This is a genomic window from Stappia sp. MMSF_3263 (assembly GCF_030733745.1).
In the GTDB taxonomy this organism is placed as follows: domain Bacteria; phylum Pseudomonadota; class Alphaproteobacteria; order Rhizobiales; family Stappiaceae; genus Stappia.
In genome coordinates this window covers 136,934-153,754 of sequence record NZ_JASHIK010000005.1, presented here as the reverse complement: position 1 = coordinate 153,754, position 16,821 = coordinate 136,934, and the positions used below count along the sequence as shown (strand labels likewise).

Below are 16,821 nucleotides of genomic sequence, written 5' to 3'. Positions count from 1 at the left end.
ATACTCGCCTTCGTCCCCGCGCCCGGGCCACCTGCGGCTCACGTGCCGGGCTAAGATGCGCCGGCATGGCGAGAGCGTGACTGGCGTCGGCCCCTTTCCCACGATAGGTACCATATATCGTAGACGTAATTCGTTTCGGAAAGGCAAACGCAAATGACGGCGCGGCACCCGACCCGTTTTGGCGCGGATGAAGCGGAGGCGCTCGCAACCGACGCCCTCGGCTATCTCGCTGCGGACCTTGAACATCTCGGCCGTTTCCTGGCACTCGCGGGCATCGGCCCGGCGGAGTTGCGCGACGCGGCCAGGGAGCCCGGCTTCCTCGTCGGCGTGCTGGAGTTCTACATGGCGCACGAATCGCTGCTGCTTGCCTTCTGCGAGGCACGCGGCCTGCGCCCGACATCCATCGCCACGGCCCGCTATGCCCTGGATGGCGGGGCGGAAGGTCCCCTGGAATGAGCGAACCGACCCCGGTCAGGCCCCAGACGCTGGCCCAGATCCGCGAGCACGCGAGGCGCCACCCGACGGATCCGGAACGCCCGCTCGTCATCTGCGATGTCGACGAGGTCGTGCTGCATTTCCTGGCGCCTTTCGAGGCGCATCTCGGCGAACAGGGATTCGCGTTCCTGTCGCATGAGTACAAGCTCACAGGCAACATCGCCGACACCGCCGGCCAGCTGCTCGACGGCGCGGCCGTGCGGGCCCTGATCCAGGGCTTTTTCGACGACTGGGCACCCCGACAGGAGCCGGTCGAGGGTGCGGCCGAGGCGCTGCGGTCCCTGTCCGACAAGGCCGACATCGTCTTTCTGACCAATCTTCCCGGCGACTGGAACCGGGAACCGCGCATCACCAACCTTGCCGGACACGGAATGGAGTACCCGCTGCTCACCAATTCCGGCCCAAAGGGTGGCGCGGTCGCAGCCCTTGCCGCCGGTCGCCGGGCACCGGTGATCTTTATCGACGACAGCGCCACCAACATTGTCTCCGTGCGCGACAGCCATGCCATGAGCACTCTTGTCCACTTCATTGCGGACCGGCGCTTCTTCACCGGAGCCGGAGAGATCGACGGCGTGGCGCTGAAGACCCATGACTGGCGCGATGCGGGAGCTTATATTCGCAACCGGATCGGCGCCTGAGGGCAGGCGCCAGGGCGAAAGGTGCGGGCATGACCGGCACGGGCATGCATGGCGCGAAAGCGGCGGGCGAAGGCAGCGGCACGGCCCAGGTGCCCGTGCTCTGCCGCGACTGCGGATCGCGCGCGCCGGTCCCTGCGCGCGCCGCGCGCCCGCGCTGTCCTGCCTGTGGCAGCCCCCGCGTGCTCGCCCATCCCGAACTCGACAATCTCGTCATCGCCCATATCGACTGCGACGCCTTCTACGCCTCCGTCGAAAAGCGCGACAACCCCGACCTTCTCGACAAGCCGGTGATCATCGGCGGCGGGACGCGGGGCGTGGTCTCGACCTGCTGCTATATCGCCCGCATCCACGGCGTGCGGTCCGCCATGCCGATGTTCAAGGCCCGCGAAGCCTGCCCCGAGGCGGTGATCATCAAGCCGGACATGGCGAAATACGTGCGGGTCGGCCGCGAGATACGCGAGCGCATGCGCGCGCTGACCCCGCTGGTGGAACCGCTGTCGATCGACGAGGCTTTTCTCGACATGACCGGTACCGAGCGCCTGCACCATGCACCGCCGGTAGAGATCCTTGCCCGCCTTGCCCGCGAGATCGAACGCGACATCGGCGTCACCGTGTCCATCGGACTTGCTCCCAACAAGTTTCTCGCCAAGATAGCCTCGGACCTCGACAAGCCGCGCGGCTTCTCGGTGATCGGTGCGCAGGAGGCCTCGCAATTTCTGGCCACGCAACCGATCGGCCTGATCTGGGGTGTCGGGCGGGTTTTCCAGGAAAAGCTCGCTGCCGACGGGCTGAAAACCATCGGCCAGCTTCAGGAGATGGACGCAACGACCCTCGCCCGGCGCTACGGCGCCATGGGCCTGCGCCTTGCAAGCCTTGCCTGGGGCCGGGACGACCGTCGCGTTTCGCCGGACCGGGAGACCAAGAGCGTTTCCAGCGAAACCACCTTCAACACCGACATTTCCGATCCGGAGAAGTTGCGCGCCATCCTTCGCCGCCTCAGCGAGGAAGTGTCGGCGCGCCTGAAGGCCGCCGAACTGTCCGGCCGCACCGTCACGCTGAAACTCAGGACCGGGGACTTCAAGACCGTGACGCGCTCGCGCAGCCTCGGCGATCCGACCCAGCTTGCCGACCGCATATTCCGTACCGGCGACGAGTTGTTGCGCTCCGTCGCGGACGGACGGCGCTTTCGCCTGATCGGCATCGGCGTTTCCGAACTCGCCGGAGCGGCACAGGCCGATCCCGACGACCTCGTCGACCCGGCCGCCGGCCAGCGCGCCAGGGCGGAGCGGGCGGTCGATGCCCTGCGCTCGAAATTCGGCAAGCAGGCGGTGGAACTCGGCCTCGCGCGATCCGGCGACCCGCGCCGCCAGCGGGACGGCTGATATACGCGACGTTTACAGCCCTTCACCCCTCATCTAATGGTAGCAATGGAGGCGCATGACAACCGACCATGAGCGCATACCGGCATGAAGAGCAAAGCTCGCTTCTACATATCCATTTTCCTGGAAATCTCCTTGGTGGCGGGGCTGTGCGCCCTGATTGTTCGTGAAACCGGCCCTCGGACGGCTTGCCGCTATGTCTATGTTGACGCGATGGCACAGGACCTGGTTTTCGTTTTGATCTATGTCATCATCGCCGGAATACTGGTTCTTCCGACCTTTGATTTCACTAAAAACCTGATTTCACGTCGTTCAAGCACATCCCCTCAGCGCATAACGCCGACGATGTCACTTGCTTTCGTCTTGTCAAATTTCACGAAAACAATTTTATTGTTCGCATCTATTTACTATTATTTTGGAATAATTGATACTTCCGCTCAAGAAAACGCAGTCGAGACAAGCTTCTCAGACACGCTTTACTTTTCGATTGTCACCTTCACCACGCTGGGATACGGCGACTTCAAGCCGTGCGAGCATATCCGCCTGTTCGCGGGCCTTGAGGCCTTCATCGGCACGTTCATGCTGCCCTTCGCCAGTGGCATCATCATCGGCTCTATGCTTCAGGCTCCCGATCCCGATCAAGCGGTATCGACCACCTCTCGGCAAGATCCGCCAACGACCAGGCCACTGACGCATCCAGCAACCAGATATCTTCCATATAGATTTCGCCTGAGGCGGAAGCGGCGGAACTCACCAGCAACGGCAGATCGTCCGGGCCGGGCACCTCCTTCGGAATGACCCGAATCTCGACAATCCCGTAATCCGCCAGTTTCCTCAGTTCGGCCGGCTGGAAGACCGCATCGCCATTGTCCTGCCAGATCGCGACCAAATCCAGTTCGCCGCCACGCAGCACACCGTCTCCATCCGTATCCAGCTCCGCGATTTTGACAAAGCCGTTCTCGTAGCCGCCAGCCGTGCCGAACAGATTGCTGCCGGTGGGCTGGCCGGTTCCGTCGAAATTGCGCATGTCCAGCAGAAAGCCGTCGCCCCCGCCGTCAAGCCATTCGACCGACTGCTTTTGGCCATCGCCGTCAAGGTCGAACAGGACGTTGAAAAGCGGGACAAAGAGATTGTAGGGCTTCAACCGGGATGTACTCAGACCGGTAATGCCGATACGTCCGTCGTCATTGAGATCGATGGCAATCGGGCATCCGTTCGCTTGTGCCGTATAATAGGGACCTGCGACAACAAGGGTCAGTCCAAGCGCCGTGGTAACTCCTATCGTACTTTTAAGCGTCGAATACACGGCAATCCCTTTCTGCCGGAGCGCACCTCAGTCCTTGCAGGGCGCCGCGTCGATTCGCGTCAGTTCCACCAGGTTCCCGCGCAGCTCGAAGTCGCCATAGTCGAGAAGCAGCCTGCGGCTGATGCCGTTCTCGTAGAGCAGGAAGCTGAGCTGGTAGATCGGCGTGCGCTCGCCGGTATGGTCGCCCGAGCCGTCGAAATAGGAGATCGTCACCGGCCAGTGCCGATGCCCGCCAATCGTCTCGACCGCCTTGGGATCATCCTTTTCCGCTGCACCCGGCCCCTCGCGCTTCAACCCGATCACCGCCGTGGTCTCGTAGATCTTCTGCCCCGATTCCGATCCGTCGAAGATGTCGGCGACGAAGATCGGTTTGCCGTTGCTGGCGTTCTCGATCAGTCGCGTCAGATGCTCGGTGGGAAACAGGGCGTTGCCGGGAAGCGTCACCTCTTCCTCGGCCGGTTTTTTCAGGTCGAGCTCGATGGCCGAGCTCTTGTGTTCGGCCCGCCCGTGCGTCTCCTCGCTGAGCTTCTGGTTGACGAAGGTCTTGGACACGAACTGGAATGCCTTGCCGGCGGGTTCCTCGAAGGAACTCGTCTGCAGGTCCGTGACCCGCATGTTTCCGCCTTCGTCGGCGACCTGGGTCACAAAGCGGAACGACACGCTGTATCCCTCGCAGGGACCGCCGGTGAACTCGTAGACCATCCGCCCGCGAACGCCGGAAATACCGGCAGCCTGGGACGTGTCGGCAAGCGCCAGGTCATAGACCGCCCTGTGCGGCTGCAGCGCGCTGCTTGCGCCAGCCGGCGTGGTGCCCGCCCCAAGGACAACAGTCGTTGCCGCCACCGCGGCGATCGCCAGCGCCCGCCCCTTGCCAATCTGAACCATCAAGCACGTCTCCTTCGAACACTCGCGAAACAGTCTTGCCCATCCTGTGCCGCACCACCAGCCCCATTCGCGGACGGCAGGGCCGGCGGCCCGCGGGATCGTCCACGCGTTTCTGCCTTGCCCTCCGGTGCGCCCGCTTGAAGCAGCACGGGAATTGCGCCAATGTCGCGACCGAAGTCGCAAAGGAGGACATGGATGTCGGGTAAGATTGAGGCACGCATTGCCGAACTGGGCGTAACGCTTCCGCAGGCAGCCGCGCCGGCGGCCAATTACGTGCCCTTCGTGCGCACGGGCAACCAGCTCTTCGTCTCGGGGCAGATCCCGATGAGCGCAAATGGCATCGAATACCAGGGCAAGCTTGGCGCCGGGGTCTCCGTCGAGGACGGCCAGGCTGCAGCGCGCCTTTGCGCGATCAACCTTCTGGCCCAGGCAAAGGCCGCCCTCGGCGACCTCGACAAGGTTGTCCGTCTCGTCAAGATCGTCGGCTTCGTCAATTCCGCGCCCGACTTCGGCGACCAGCCGAAAGTGATGAACGGCGCGTCCGACTTCCTCGTGGAAGCGCTCGGCGATGCCGGCCGCCATGCCCGCTCCGCCGTCGGCGTGGCCGGCCTCCCCTTCGGGGTCGCCGTCGAGGTCGAGGCGATCTTCGAAGTCGAATGAAACCTGTTCGGGCGGGCCGACGGACCATGCGTGACATTTCCTGGCTGACCACCCGCCCGATCGCCCATCGCGGCTATCATGACGCGGCGAAGGGCTGCATCGAGAACAGCCCTTCGGCCGTCTCGGCTGCGGTGGAGAAGTCCTTCTCCATCGAAGTCGACCTCCAGCAAAGCGCCGATGACGTCCCCATCGTCTTCCACGACGACACGCTCGACAGGCTGACCTTCGAGAGCGGACCGGTCCGCGCCAGGACCGCCGACGAGTTGTCGCGCGTCATGATGCGGGGCACCGACGACCGGCTGTGGCGGCTCGACGATCTTCTGGCGCTCGTCGCCGGCAAGGTCGGGCTCTGCATCGAGATCAAGTCGCGCTTCGGCCGAACGCCCGAGCGCGCCTTCATCAAGGCGATCGCCGACAGCCTCGCCCGCTATGACGGGCCTGTCGCCGTGAAGTCCTTCGACCCGGAAATGATGGCCCTGATGCGCGAGGCCGCACCCGAAATTCCACGCGGCGCGCTTGGCGATGGCGCGCGCGACATGAAGGAGTGGGGCCGCGCCAGCCGCATCGAGCGCTTTGCCTTGCGCCACATGCTGCACAGCCTGCGGACCCGGCCGAGCTTCGTGTCCTACTGGGTCAAGGACCTGCCTGCCCTTGCCCCTTCCATCCATCGCAAGCTGTTCGGCCTGCCGATCATCGCGTGGACGGTGCGCACGCCCGAGGACCTTGCAAGGGCCCGCGCCTTTGCCGACCAGATCGTCTTCGAAGGCTTCGATCCCGACGCGACAACCGCGCCGCGCTGACATCCGCCTTTGCAGGCCGGCAATCGCGCCCTAAGTTCGGAACCGGTCTTTCATTCGCGGCCCGCCGCACCTCCCCGCGCCGGACCGCCGCAATGCCCGAGGTCTGCCCGAGTGAGCGCATGCGACGACGAAACCCGCGAATTCCGCCTCAAGGCGATCGGCGGGCTCAGCGAGATCACGCGCGAGCGATGGGACGCGATGGCCAATCCCGGCTGGCGTCTTTCGCCGACCGGGACGCTGGCTGCAGCTCTTGAATCAGAATCCCAACGCGTTGATTCAATCTCTCCGGAAACAGAGTTCAACCCTTTCATTTCACACGACTTCCTGTCGATCCTGGAAGACAGCGGCTGCGTCGGCCAGGCCGCCGGCTGGTTGCCCCAGCATCTCGTCCTGGAGGACCCGGACGGCGAACCCGTCGCCGCCCTGCCCTGCTATTTGAAGTCGCACTCGATGGGCGAATATGTCTTCGACCACGCCTGGGCCGACGCCTATGAGCGCGCCGGCGGGCACTACTACCCCAAGCTCCAGTGCTCCGTGCCCTTCACCCCGGCCAGCGGGCGTCGCTTCCTCACGTCCCGCAAGATCGACCGCAACGCCGCCATCGCCGCCCTCTCAGGAGGCCTGCGCGACCTGTGCCGGCTGCGACAGGCCTCCTCCGCCCATATCACCTTCATGACGCAGGCCGAATGGGACGTGGCGGGCGCTGAGGGCTACCTGCAACGCCTCGACCAGCAGTTTCACTGGCACAATCGAGGCTACGCGGATTTCGACGGTTTCCTGGGCGACCTTGCCTCGCGCAAGCGCAAGCAGATCCGCAAGGAGCGCCGCGAAGCGCTTGGCTCCGGCATCGATGTCGAGTGCCTGACGGGCGCCGATATCGGCGAGCATCATTGGGATGCCTTCCACGCCTTCTACGAGGACACCGGCGCCCGCAAGTGGGGGCGCCCCTATCTCAACCGGCACTTCTTCTCGCTGCTTGGCGAGCGGCTGGGCGAGCGGGTGCTCCTGGTGATGGCGCGGCGCGAGGGGCGCTACATCGCCGGGGCGCTGAACCTGATCGGCTCCCACGCCCTCTTCGGCCGCAACTGGGGGTGTCTCGAAGACCACCCCTTCCTGCATTTCGAGGTCTGCTACTACCAGGCGATCGACTTCGCCATCGCAAACGGCCTTGCCCGCGTCGAGGCCGGCGCGCAAGGAGCGCACAAACTCGCCCGCGGCTACCTTCCGGCGGTGACACGCTCGGCCCATTACATCGCGCATCCGGGATTGCGCGACGCGGTCGAAGACTACCTGTCGCGCGAACGCCGCGCCGTCGAGCGGGAAAGCGCGGTGATCGCCACCGAGTACACGCCCTTTCGAAAAGGATGAAGGCCGGCCGGCAACCGATTCTTCCGACTCGCGAATTGGCCAGGGCTGAATCAATTTCCGAACCCGCCGGTCATGTCCGGCTCAGGCGGCGGCGCAAGGTCTTGATTCGATTTCTCAGCTTGAATCTGAATCAGAACTTGAACCGCATCGCCGCCTGTGCTGCCAAGAGCAACCAAACCGACAAGGCCCGCACGGGCGCATGAGGGAACCGAAAATGCCGATCGAAGCCGCCGCCTATGACGACCAGAATGTCTTTGCGAAAATCCTGCGCGGCGAGCTTCCGGCGCACAAGGTGTACGAGGACGACAAGACCATCGTGATCATGGACATCATGCCGCGCGGCGACGGCCACGTCCTGGTCGTTCCCAAGGCGCCCTCGCGCAACATCCTCGACATCGGCCATGACGACCTCTTCGCCGTCATGGCCACCGTGCAGAAGATGGCCCATGCGGTGGTCCGCGCCTTCGACGCCGACGGAACCACCATCCAGCAGTTTTCCGAAAGCGCCGGCGGCCAGGTCGTGTTCCACACGCATGTGCATGTGATCCCGCGCTTTGCCGGCGTCTCGCTGCGCCCGCATACCGGCGAGATGGCCGACCAGGCCGTGCTGACGGCCAACGCGGAAAGGATCCGCGCCGCCCTCGCCTGAACCCTGACTGGGCTCCGCCTTTACCTGCCGGAGCCGGCGGCGGCCTCGTGCTCGGCCACGAGCCGGGCCTCGTCCTCGAAGACGCGCTGGAAGCTCGGCCGCGAAGTGATGCGCTCGGCATATTCGGTGAAGACCGGCAGGTCCGGCACGATCTTGAACATCAGCGTCCAGCGCAGGGCCGAGCCCCACTGGATGTCGGCGACGGAAATCTCGTCGCCGAGGATGTAGGGCGCCTTGCCGAGCTGCTCGGCAAGGAGGTCCATCACCTGCTCGTAGGTGCCATAGGGCGACTGAGGAGTCGGTTCGCGGTCGAACGCCTTGTCGACCACAGCCGGTTCAAAGGACGAGCCGTAGAACACCATCCACCGGAGATAGGCGCCACGGCGCGGATCGCCGAGCCCCGGTGTCAGCCCCGCCTGCGGGAAAAGATCCGCGACGTGAAGGGCAATGGCAATCGATTCCGTCACGATCGTTTCGCCGTGACGCAGGGCCGGCACCCGGCTGAGCGGATTGATGGCGAGGAATTCCGGCGATTTCAGCTCGCCGGCACGCATGTTGAGCACATGCAGGTCATAGGGAGCGCCAAGCTCGTCGAGCAGCACCCGGGTCGTGCTGGCCCGGCTCTGCGGGGCGTAATAGAGCGTCAGCTTGTCGTCGGACATCGTCGGTTTCCTCGTCACTTGTCAAAGGCGCGCCCTCGCGCCGCCGACATGGGTCCTAGCAGCCCCCTGCTGACACCTTGGTGTCAGCAGTCATCGCTAGCCGATACCGAGCAGCAACCAGCCGCCGACCAGGACGACTTCTCCGACGGCGACCCCGACCACCACCTTTTGCCGCGAGGCGAAGAATGCGGCAAACCCGCAGGCCGCCGCCCCGATCCTGAGCGCAATGGGCGCGTTGTCCAGCGCTCCCGTTGGAAACAGGATCAGCTTGGCGATCACGCCTGCAACGAGCGCGGTGGCCACGCAGCGCACGAAGACCATCACCTCGCTGTCCTCGCGCATCCGGCCGCTGGCGAAAACTCCCAGCCAGCGCCAGATATCCGTGGCAAGCCAGCCGGCGACGAGGATCATCACATAAGGCCACCACCAGGTATCGCCGATGCCGGTCATGAGAACCTCCGCCATGCCCGCGTCGCGCCATAGGCGAGCGTGCCCCCGACAAGCCCCGTCCACAGAAGATCGAGGCCCGGCAGCAGCAGATGGAAGAGCGGGCCGAGCGCCAGTCCGGCGATCATCGCCACCTTGTCGGCCGCGGCGCGCGCCGCGCCCCACAGCGAGCAGACGAAGTAGACCGGCGTCAGCATGAACAGCGCCCCGGCCAGAAGCACGGGCATCCGCTCGACCAGCAGATAGGCGACGCCGGTCATGCAGAAGACGAAACCGGTCAGGCTGCCGCCGAAACCGAGGAAGAACGGCAGCCGGGCTTCGCGCGGATAATCCTCCAGATTGCGCATGGCGAAGACCCAAGCCGTCACCGCAACGAAATGCGAGGCGATCAGCAACTGCCATTTCCGCGTCTTCCCCTCGACGCGGATGATCGGCATCAGGGCCATGGTCATCGGCATCAGGCGCACGGAGGCCAGCGCCACCGCCACGGCGGCCGGCAGCAGCCCCATGCCGGCCGAGATCGCCCCGGTCAGCACGACAATGCTGGGCAGCGCCCAGACAAGGCCGGCCATGGCCAGCGTCTCGCCGAGCGTCAGGCCACTTTCGCGCGCAAGCCCCGCATAGCCGACAAAGGCGGCTGTCAGGATCAGCGCGGGAATAGAGACCGCCGCGCGCACGCCGCGCAGGGCCCAGACACGGGAGGAAACCGGCCCTCGCGTCACATCGGATGCGGGCGGGTCGGCAGGATCGGGCTCGGGCGAACCAGGTGCGGACGGGGGCGTCGGCATGGGCAGGGAACCGGGAGCATCGCGGTCGAATCGCAAAAGGCGGACCGCCTGAGGGAGACCCCTTTCCTAACAGCAACGCGGCGAAATGCAAAACGGCGCCGCAAGGGGCGCCGTCTGCACGAATGTCCGAAACCGCGGCCTCAATCGGCCAACGGAACCTTCGGGATCAGGCTCTTCTTGGAGGAGCCACCGCCTTTTTTCGGCGTCGGCTCTGCCGCTTCCGCCTTTTTCGCCGCCGGCTTGCGACGACGCTTGGGTTTCGCGGTCTTCGGCTTTTCGCTCTTCGGCTTGACCCGCGTCTCCTCGACACTCTCCAGCAGAAGACCGGCCGCATCCTCGGAGACCGAGACCTTGACCGTGCCGCCCTTGCGCAGCTTGCCGAACAGCACCTCGTCGGCTAGCGGCCGCTTGATGTGCTCCTGGATGACGCGGGCAAGCGGACGGGCGCCCATGCGCTCGTCATAGCCCTTGTCGGCAAGCCAGGCGATTGCATTCTCCGTCAGCTCGAAAGTCACGCCGCGGTCGGCAAGCTGTGCCTCGAGCTGCATGACGAACTTCTCGACGATCCGGTGCACGACCTCTGTCGGCAGCGAGCCGAAGGCAATGACCGCATCGAGCCGGTTGCGGAACTCCGGCGTGAACAGCCGGTTGATCGCCTCCTGGTCCTCGCCCTCGCGCTTGACCCGGTTGAAGCCGATCGGCTCCTTGGCCATGTCGGACGCGCCCGCATTGGTCGTCATGATCAGGATGACATTGCGGAAGTCGACCTGCTTGCCGTTGTGATCGGTGAGCCGTCCGTGATCCATCACCTGCAACAGGATGTTGAACAGGTCCGGATGCGCCTTCTCGATCTCGTCGAGCAGGAGCACGCAATGGGGATGCTGGTCGACACCATCCGTCAGGAGACCGCCCTGGTCGAAGCCGACATATCCCGGAGGCGCGCCGATCAGCCGCGAGACCGTGTGCCGCTCCATGTATTCCGACATGTCGAAGCGCAGCAGCTCGACGCCGAGCGAGGCGGCAAGCTGGCGCGCGACCTCGGTCTTGCCCACACCGGTGGGGCCGGAGAACAGGTAGTTGCCGATCGGCTTGTCCGGCTCGCGCAGGCCTGCCCGGGAGAGCTTGATCGCCGACGACAGGGTCTCGATCGCGTCGTTCTGGCCGTAGACCATCCGCTTCAGCGTCGCGTTGAGGTTCGACAGCACCTCCTCGTCCGACTTGGAAACGGACTTCGGCGGGATGCGGGCCATGGTCGCGACCGTTGTCTCGATCTCCTTGACGCCGATGGTCTTGCGCCGCCGGCCTTCGGGAACGAGCTTTTGAGAGGCACCGGACTCGTCGATCACGTCGATCGCCTTGTCGGGGAGCTTGCGGTCGTTGATGTAGCGCGCCGACAGTTCCACCGCCGTCTTGATGGCCTCGTTGGTGTAGCGGACCTTGTGGAAGGTCTCGAAATAAGGCTTCAGCCCCTTGAGGATCTCGACCGTGTCGGAAATCGTCGGCTCGTTCACGTCGATCTTCTGGAACCGGCGCAGCAGCGCCCGGTCCTTCTCGAAGAACTGCCGGTACTCCTTGTAGGTGGTCGAGCCGACGCAGCGGATCGTGCCCGAGGCAAGCGCCGGCTTCAGCAGGTTCGAGGCATCCATCGCCCCGCCCGACGTCGCGCCCGCGCCGATTACCGTATGGATCTCGTCGATGAACATCACCGCGCCGGGATAGTCCTCGATCTCCTTGACGACCTGCTTCAGCCGCTCCTCGAAATCGCCGCGATAGCGGGTTCCGGCGAGCAGCGCCCCCATGTCGAGCGAGAAGATGGTCGCATCCATCAGCACATCCGGCACGTCGCCGTCGACGATGCGCTTGGCAAGGCCCTCGGCGATCGCCGTCTTGCCGACGCCCGGGTCACCGACGAAGAGCGGATTGTTCTTGGAGCGGCGGCAGAGGATCTGGATGGTGCGCGAAATCTCGGCCGCGCGCCCGATCAACGGATCGATGCGGCCGGACTTGGCCTTCTCGTTGAGGTTGACGCAATAGGCCTCGAGCGCGTCCGTCTTCTGCTTGGGCTTTTCCGCGCCTTCCTCGATCGTCGCCTCCTCCTCGGCGCCATGCACCGGCCGGGCCTCGGACATGCCGGCCCGCTTGGCGATGCCATGCGAGATGTAGTTGACCGCGTCGTAACGGGTCATGTCCTGCTCCTGCAGGAAGTAGGCGGCATGGCTCTCGCGCTCGGCGAAAATCGCCACGAGCACATTGGCTCCCGTCACCTCCTCGCGGCCGGACGACTGGACATGGATCACGGCGCGCTGGATGACGCGCTGGAATCCGGCCGTCGGCTTTGAATCGTCATCCCCGTCGATGACGAGGTTTTCCAGTTCGGTATCGATATATTCGACCAGGTTCCGCTTCAGCGTGTCGAGATCGACACTGCAGGCGCGCATCACCGCCGCCGCGTCCTGATCGTCGATCAGGGCCAGCAGCAGGTGTTCCAAGGTCGCGTATTCCTGCTGGCGCTCGTTGGCATACGAGAGTGCCTGATGCAGGGCCTTTTCAAGGCTTCGAGAGAATGACGGCACGGGCGACCCCTATTTCTTTTCCATCACGCATTGCAGAGGATGCTGGTGTTTGCGGGCAAAGTCCATGACCTGCGTGACCTTGGTCTCAGCCACCTCGTAGGTAAAGACACCGCATTCCCCGACGCCGTGGTGATGGACGTGCAACATGATGCGCGTGGCTTCCTCGCGGTTCTTCTGAAAGAACCGCTCCACCACGTGCACGACGAATTCCATCGGTGTGTAGTCGTCGTTCAACAGCAGGACGCGATAAAGGTTCGGCCGCTTGGCGACGGTCCGCGTCTTGGTAACGACCAGATTGCCCGTGTCGTCGCCATCGCCGCGTTTCGGTCCGTTCGTCATTGCCTCTCCATCGCCCCTGTTCCGCAGCCGGGTGTTGCGGCCGGTGCCGGTACCCGTGTTGTCGTCTTCGCTGCGGTCACATACGCGTCCTTCGTTCGGTCTGCCGGTCATGCCGGCGGTTGCGTTCGCGTCGGACTGTCTCGCCGGCTGCGGCGATGCCGGGGCACCGCCCCGCTGGCAGCATCGCCGGAGTCGGGACGTTTGTCTTGTCCCCGCTTCCCGGCCCGCCACCGCGGACATCGCCTTGCGACTTCAATGCCAGGCCTCCGACGCTGGTGCGGCCGGCCTTCGGGCGACCTGCACAAACAGGACAGGCCGGCCGCTTCGTTCCTTAATGTATGGCATCCGTCGCCAAGCTCAATGCTGCCAACATGCGTTCGCCTCCGCAACACGTCGATTTGTTGCAGAAGTCCGCCTATCCCCGCCGCCAGACGCAAAAAAACCCGCGACGGGCGCGGGCAAAAACGCAAACATCCCGCGGCCATGGGACGCGGGATGTTCGGGCGGCGCGATGCCGCCTGCGATCGTCTCGGGAGACGGTGAGGCTTACTTGCCGACCTTCGCCAGCACGTCCTCGTAAGGCTTGTAGGCGTCCTTGGCGATCTCGGAATACATCTCGCCGATCTTCGTGACTTCGCCGACGAAGCCCTCGTAGGCGGTCTTGACGTACTCGCTCTGCGCCTCGAAGGCCTTGTCCAGCGACTTCGCGCCGACCAGCTTCTCGACGGCGGCGGAGCCATCCTCGAAGGACTTCTTCTGGTAATCGGCAACTTCCGACGCAATCGCCTGGAAGCCCTTGGTCATGGCGCCGAAGCTCTGCATCATGACGTCCATGTTGTCCTTGCCGAGCTTCTGGATGTCTTCAAAATTGTTCATCATAGTGACCTCTGAGCGTTGAGTTTGGCGCGGTGGCCGTGTGCCTGCCCGCGGATCGACATCGTCAATCCGGCGACATGTCAGTGCCCGAATGTCCTGTCGTCCGTGAGCCGATCCCTGGGATCGGCCGCGGGGCACGCCTCGACGTCGAGCGCTTGATAACGTCCTCAGATATATGCGGTGCACAATATTTTGTCAAGAATCCATTTTGCACTGCAGCATAAACATTCGACCTAAGAAACACTACGGACAGTGGCGGGGCCCGGCCACCGGCAGAGGGCCAAGTGGCCGCACGCACGGGCGTTTTCGGCAAGCCTTGCGATTGCAGACCGCATGCCGCACGATTTGCGTGCAGTTTGCCCGTCATCGGTAACGGCGCATTAACTGCCATTTGCGACTCTTCGCTCGCAAGGTGCCGACGACAAATCGGCTGAAAATCTCGAAAATCGGTTTTCCTGTTCGATCGCGTTTGGACATTCGTAACCGTATTTCGAGCATGCTTGAGACAACGCGCGGAGACGGGCGGCGGGACCGGCAGGGAACCGACGTCTCCGCTCACGAAACACCTGACCCGATGGGGTGACATTGTGCTGAGTAAAGGTGTGCGGCGTGCATGGCGCGCCATGGCAATCGGGCTTCGCGGAACGATCGTGGCCGGTCTGGCCCTCGGACTGACGGCAGCCCTCTCTGCTCCCGCATTCGCCAATTCGAAATATTCGGGCATCGTCGTCGACGTGAAGTCGGGACGCACGCTCTACAGCTACAAGGCCGACACCAAGCGGTACCCCGCCTCGCTGACCAAGATCATGACGCTCTACGTCCTGTTCGAGGAGCTTGAGGCCGGCCGCATGTCGCTGCAGACGCCGCTGAAGGTGTCCGCCCATGCCGCGAGCCGCCCGCCGTCCAAGCTGGGTCTGCGCAAGGGCAGCACGATCAAGGTCAAAGACGCGATCATGGCTTTGGTGACCAAGTCGGCGAACGATGTCGCGGTTGTCGTCGCCGAGAACGTGTCCGGTTCGGTACCTGCCTTCGCCAAGCGGATGACGCGCACCGCCCGCCAGATCGGCATGAAGCGCACGAATTTCCACAATCCGTCCGGCCTGCCCAACTCCAAGCAGATCACGACGGCCCGCGACATGGCCCTTCTCGGACGCGCCATCCAGGACCGTTTCCCCAAGTACTACAAGTATTTCGGCACCCGCTCCTACACCTACAAGGGTCGGCGCTACGGCAACCACAACCGCCTCCTTGGCCGCGTGAAGGGTGTCGACGGCATCAAGACCGGCTATATCCGCGCCTCGGGCTTCAACCTCGTCACCAACGTCAAGACCGGCGGCCGGCACATCGTCGCCGTTGTCATGGGCGGACGCTCGGGCGCCTCGCGCAATGCCCAGATGAAGAAGCTGATCGGCCAGTACCTGCCCAAGGCGACCCGCGGCAAGCGGACCGCACCGGCCCTCGTCGCCCGTGCGCCGGCCGTGGCCGCGCCCAAGCCGCTGGCCTATGCCGAACTGCGCAATGTGCCGGTTCCCGATATCAAGCCGCAGGCTCAGCTCATCCAGCTTGCCCAGGCGAGCAAGGCCGACCAGGCCGAGATCGTCACCGGCTCGATCATCCCGGTTCCGCAAAAGCCCGACCTCAAGGCGATGCTTCGCCAGAAGGCCCTGCAGGTTGCCTCGCTCAACGCCCCCCGCGCTCCCGTTGCCGCACCGCGTGCGCAGGCCGTGCGCAGCGTCAAGACCCAGACCATCCGTGTCACGGCGAAGCCCGACGCGGTGGCCGACGCCGCTCCGGCCGCGATGACACCGGACCTGCCCGATGCACCGGCCAACGCTTCCGTCACGGTCGCCGCCAACAATGCCGCCGACCCGGTTCCCGGCTGGCAGGTGCAGATCGCCGCGGCAGAATCCGAGCATGCCGCGATTGCCATGCTGAAGAAGGCGAAGGGCGCGCTCGGCTCCAGCCTGCGCGGCTACGACCCCTACACGGAGCCGGTCGAGTCGGGCGGCACGACGCTCTACCGCGCCCGCTTCATCGGCTTCGAGACCAAGACCGCTGCCTGGAATGCCTGCAGCAGCCTGAAGCGCAAGCGGTTCAACTGTTACGCGGTCTACCAGTAAAGGCAGGCCGCACCGCCAAAGATCACTTTGTCACGCGTATTGGTGAGTTCAATGACGATCGAGAAGCAGGTCCTTCGCCTCGTTGAGTTTGGCAGCGAGAAATCCGCTTCCTCCCTGGTCGGGGTGGAGCCGCTTCATAAGACGGCGATGCGCCGCCCGGATTTCCGCCTCGCCGGCGCCGGGCGCAAGCCCCAGAACCTGGTAGGCCTCCTGCTCGGTCATGGCGCCCGTGCCCGGCGCGGGTCGATGCCCCGCTGTGGCATCCGCATCGAAGTCTACACGCCAGCCGGGCTCCCGGCGGTCGAGATAAGCTTCAAGTAAGGCCCGGCTGTCGCCGTCGGCGGCGGTCTCCCGGTAAAGTTCGACAAGCTCCGCGCGCGACACCCCGTCGAGCGCCCTGCCCTCGAAACGGCCTGCCAGCACCTCGCCGGTCATTGCCCCGCTTTCGTGATCGAGGCACATCTCGAAATAGGCGGACCTCACGATGGATACCTGGCCGGCGCCCGCGCCGGCCGAACCGTTTCCGGCAGGACGAAATCCACGTGCTCCGCGCAGGCCCAGAAGCGTCAGCCCGCCGCCGGCCGCCAGCATCGCCAGATCGATCCGCCGCACGACGAGGAACACGACCGCCAGCACCAGCAAGGCAACGCCGCCGACCGTCTTCACGTGCCGGGCAAGGTCGGTCGGATTGCTCCGGGTGACCATCTGCGCGAATGCCAGAAAAAGGCCCAGCGCCCCGACGCCGAGCAGCAGATATCCCATTCTCTTCGTCCCCTTGCATCACATGTGCCGTGGCAGGGAATATAGGGACCGCAAGCGTCTCCTTCGAGGCCGCA

The 16,821-nt window shown here is 64.5% G+C and carries 17 protein-coding genes and 1 pseudogene; 9 read left to right on the top strand and 9 right to left on the bottom strand.

Annotation, left to right across the window (positions count from 1 at the left end; translation table 11 throughout):
• The first annotated feature begins 153 nt into the window (after positions 1 to 153).
• The 4 genes and pseudogenes from RBB46_RS08020 to RBB46_RS23275 all read left to right on the top strand — a co-directional run.
• Positions 154 to 456, top strand: a complete 303-nt coding sequence (locus RBB46_RS08020; RefSeq protein WP_306028390.1) for a DUF3572 domain-containing protein — start codon at positions 154 to 156, stop codon at positions 454 to 456.
• Positions 453 to 1,133 (top strand): hypothetical protein, encoded by a 681-nt coding sequence (locus tag RBB46_RS08015; protein WP_306028388.1) that lies wholly within the window; start codon positions 453 to 455, stop codon positions 1,131 to 1,133. Before RBB46_RS08020 ends, RBB46_RS08015 begins: the two co-directional genes overlap by 4 nt.
• A gap of 44 nt (positions 1,134 to 1,177) precedes the next feature.
• Complete coding sequence (locus tag RBB46_RS08010; protein WP_306028575.1) at positions 1,178 to 2,515, top strand: DNA polymerase IV; 1,338 nt, start codon at positions 1,178 to 1,180, stop codon at positions 2,513 to 2,515.
• Between the two features lie 84 nt (positions 2,516 to 2,599).
• Positions 2,600 to 3,109 (top strand): annotated as a pseudogene (locus tag RBB46_RS23275) (ion channel); the annotation flags it as partial.
• 16 nt (positions 3,110 to 3,125) lie between these two features.
• Here the strand turns inward: RBB46_RS23275 and RBB46_RS08005 are convergent.
• Both RBB46_RS08005 and RBB46_RS08000 read right to left on the bottom strand, forming a co-directional pair.
• On the bottom strand, positions 3,126 to 3,818 hold the full coding sequence (locus RBB46_RS08005; RefSeq protein ID WP_306028387.1) for a hypothetical protein: 693 nt from the start codon (positions 3,816 to 3,818) through the stop codon (positions 3,126 to 3,128).
• Between the two features lie 27 nt (positions 3,819 to 3,845).
• Positions 3,846 to 4,703, bottom strand: coding sequence for a cell envelope integrity EipB family protein (locus RBB46_RS08000; protein ID WP_306028386.1), 858 nt, complete (start codon positions 4,701 to 4,703; stop codon positions 3,846 to 3,848).
• Positions 4,704 to 4,898: 195 nt separating this feature from the next.
• On the opposite strand from RBB46_RS08000, the gene RBB46_RS07995 reads away from it, so the two are divergent.
• From RBB46_RS07995 to RBB46_RS07980, 4 genes are all read left to right on the top strand, one after another.
• Positions 4,899 to 5,363 carry a RidA family protein gene (locus tag RBB46_RS07995; protein WP_306028385.1) on the top strand — a complete coding sequence of 155 codons (465 nt, stop codon included), beginning with the start codon at positions 4,899 to 4,901 and terminating at the stop codon, positions 5,361 to 5,363.
• A 26-nt stretch (positions 5,364 to 5,389) separates the two neighbouring features.
• A complete protein-coding gene (locus RBB46_RS07990) occupies positions 5,390 to 6,163 on the top strand; it encodes a glycerophosphodiester phosphodiesterase family protein (RefSeq protein WP_306028383.1) in 774 nt (257 codons plus the stop codon).
• A gap of 111 nt (positions 6,164 to 6,274) precedes the next feature.
• Positions 6,275 to 7,531 carry a GNAT family N-acetyltransferase gene (locus tag RBB46_RS07985; RefSeq protein WP_306028382.1) on the top strand — a complete coding sequence of 419 codons (1,257 nt, stop codon included), beginning with the start codon at positions 6,275 to 6,277 and terminating at the stop codon, positions 7,529 to 7,531.
• A 220-nt stretch (positions 7,532 to 7,751) separates the two neighbouring features.
• The gene (locus tag RBB46_RS07980; protein ID WP_306028573.1) at positions 7,752 to 8,180 is read left to right on the top strand and encodes an HIT family protein; all 429 of its coding nucleotides are present in this window, start codon (positions 7,752 to 7,754) and stop codon (positions 8,178 to 8,180) included.
• A gap of 20 nt (positions 8,181 to 8,200) precedes the next feature.
• Here RBB46_RS07980 and RBB46_RS07975 read toward each other — a convergent pair whose 3' ends face one another.
• From RBB46_RS07975 to RBB46_RS07950, 6 genes are all read right to left on the bottom strand, one after another.
• Positions 8,201 to 8,842 carry a glutathione S-transferase family protein gene (locus RBB46_RS07975; protein WP_306028380.1) on the bottom strand — a complete coding sequence of 214 codons (642 nt, stop codon included), beginning with the start codon at positions 8,840 to 8,842 and terminating at the stop codon, positions 8,201 to 8,203.
• 96 nt (positions 8,843 to 8,938) lie between these two features.
• Positions 8,939 to 9,292: an AzlD domain-containing protein gene (locus tag RBB46_RS07970; RefSeq protein ID WP_306028379.1), complete on the bottom strand. Its 354-nt coding sequence runs from the start codon at positions 9,290 to 9,292 to the stop codon at positions 8,939 to 8,941.
• Positions 9,289 to 10,077 (bottom strand): AzlC family ABC transporter permease, encoded by a 789-nt coding sequence (locus RBB46_RS07965; protein WP_306028378.1) that lies wholly within the window; start codon positions 10,075 to 10,077, stop codon positions 9,289 to 9,291. Before RBB46_RS07965 ends, RBB46_RS07970 begins: the two co-directional genes overlap by 4 nt.
• A 140-nt stretch (positions 10,078 to 10,217) precedes the next feature.
• Positions 10,218 to 12,650 (bottom strand): ATP-dependent Clp protease ATP-binding subunit ClpA, encoded by a 2,433-nt coding sequence (gene clpA, locus RBB46_RS07960; RefSeq protein ID WP_306028377.1) that lies wholly within the window; start codon positions 12,648 to 12,650, stop codon positions 10,218 to 10,220.
• A 9-nt stretch (positions 12,651 to 12,659) separates the two neighbouring features.
• Positions 12,660 to 12,989 carry an ATP-dependent Clp protease adapter ClpS gene (clpS, locus tag RBB46_RS07955; RefSeq protein ID WP_306028376.1) on the bottom strand — a complete coding sequence of 110 codons (330 nt, stop codon included), beginning with the start codon at positions 12,987 to 12,989 and terminating at the stop codon, positions 12,660 to 12,662.
• Positions 12,990 to 13,535: 546 nt separating this feature from the next.
• Positions 13,536 to 13,865, bottom strand: a complete 330-nt coding sequence (locus tag RBB46_RS07950) for a phasin family protein (protein ID WP_306028375.1) — start codon at positions 13,863 to 13,865, stop codon at positions 13,536 to 13,538.
• Positions 13,866 to 14,515: 650 nt separating this feature from the next.
• On the opposite strand from RBB46_RS07950, the gene RBB46_RS07945 reads away from it, so the two are divergent.
• Positions 14,516 to 15,985, top strand: coding sequence for a D-alanyl-D-alanine carboxypeptidase (locus tag RBB46_RS07945; protein WP_306028374.1), 1,470 nt, complete (start codon positions 14,516 to 14,518; stop codon positions 15,983 to 15,985).
• 48 nt (positions 15,986 to 16,033) lie between these two features.
• On the opposite strand, the gene RBB46_RS07940 is transcribed toward RBB46_RS07945, so the two are convergent.
• Complete coding sequence (locus RBB46_RS07940) at positions 16,034 to 16,747, bottom strand: DnaJ domain-containing protein (RefSeq protein WP_306028373.1); 714 nt, start codon at positions 16,745 to 16,747, stop codon at positions 16,034 to 16,036.
• Between the last annotated feature and the right edge of the window lie 74 nt (positions 16,748 to 16,821).

Coding starts and splice junctions, on each gene's coding strand:
- RBB46_RS08020 (WP_306028390.1), top strand. CDS start 154: ATGACGGCGCGGCACCCGACCCGTTTTGGCGCGGATGAAGCGGAGGCG.
- RBB46_RS08015 (WP_306028388.1), top strand. CDS start 453: ATGAGCGAACCGACCCCGGTCAGGCCCCAGACGCTGGCCCAGATCCGC.
- RBB46_RS08010 (WP_306028575.1), top strand. CDS start 1,178: ATGCATGGCGCGAAAGCGGCGGGCGAAGGCAGCGGCACGGCCCAGGTG.
- RBB46_RS08000 (WP_306028386.1), bottom strand. CDS start 4,703: ATGGTTCAGATTGGCAAGGGGCGGGCGCTGGCGATCGCCGCGGTGGCG.
- RBB46_RS07995 (WP_306028385.1), top strand. CDS start 4,899: ATGTCGGGTAAGATTGAGGCACGCATTGCCGAACTGGGCGTAACGCTT.
- RBB46_RS07990 (WP_306028383.1), top strand. CDS start 5,390: ATGCGTGACATTTCCTGGCTGACCACCCGCCCGATCGCCCATCGCGGC.
- RBB46_RS07975 (WP_306028380.1), bottom strand. CDS start 8,842: ATGTCCGACGACAAGCTGACGCTCTATTACGCCCCGCAGAGCCGGGCC.
- RBB46_RS07970 (WP_306028379.1), bottom strand. CDS start 9,292: ATGACCGGCATCGGCGATACCTGGTGGTGGCCTTATGTGATGATCCTC.
- RBB46_RS07965 (WP_306028378.1), bottom strand. CDS start 10,077: ATGCCGACGCCCCCGTCCGCACCTGGTTCGCCCGAGCCCGATCCTGCC.
- clpS (WP_306028376.1), bottom strand. CDS start 12,989: ATGACGAACGGACCGAAACGCGGCGATGGCGACGACACGGGCAATCTG.
- RBB46_RS07950 (WP_306028375.1), bottom strand. CDS start 13,865: ATGAACAATTTTGAAGACATCCAGAAGCTCGGCAAGGACAACATGGAC.
- RBB46_RS07940 (WP_306028373.1), bottom strand. CDS start 16,747: ATGGGATATCTGCTGCTCGGCGTCGGGGCGCTGGGCCTTTTTCTGGCA.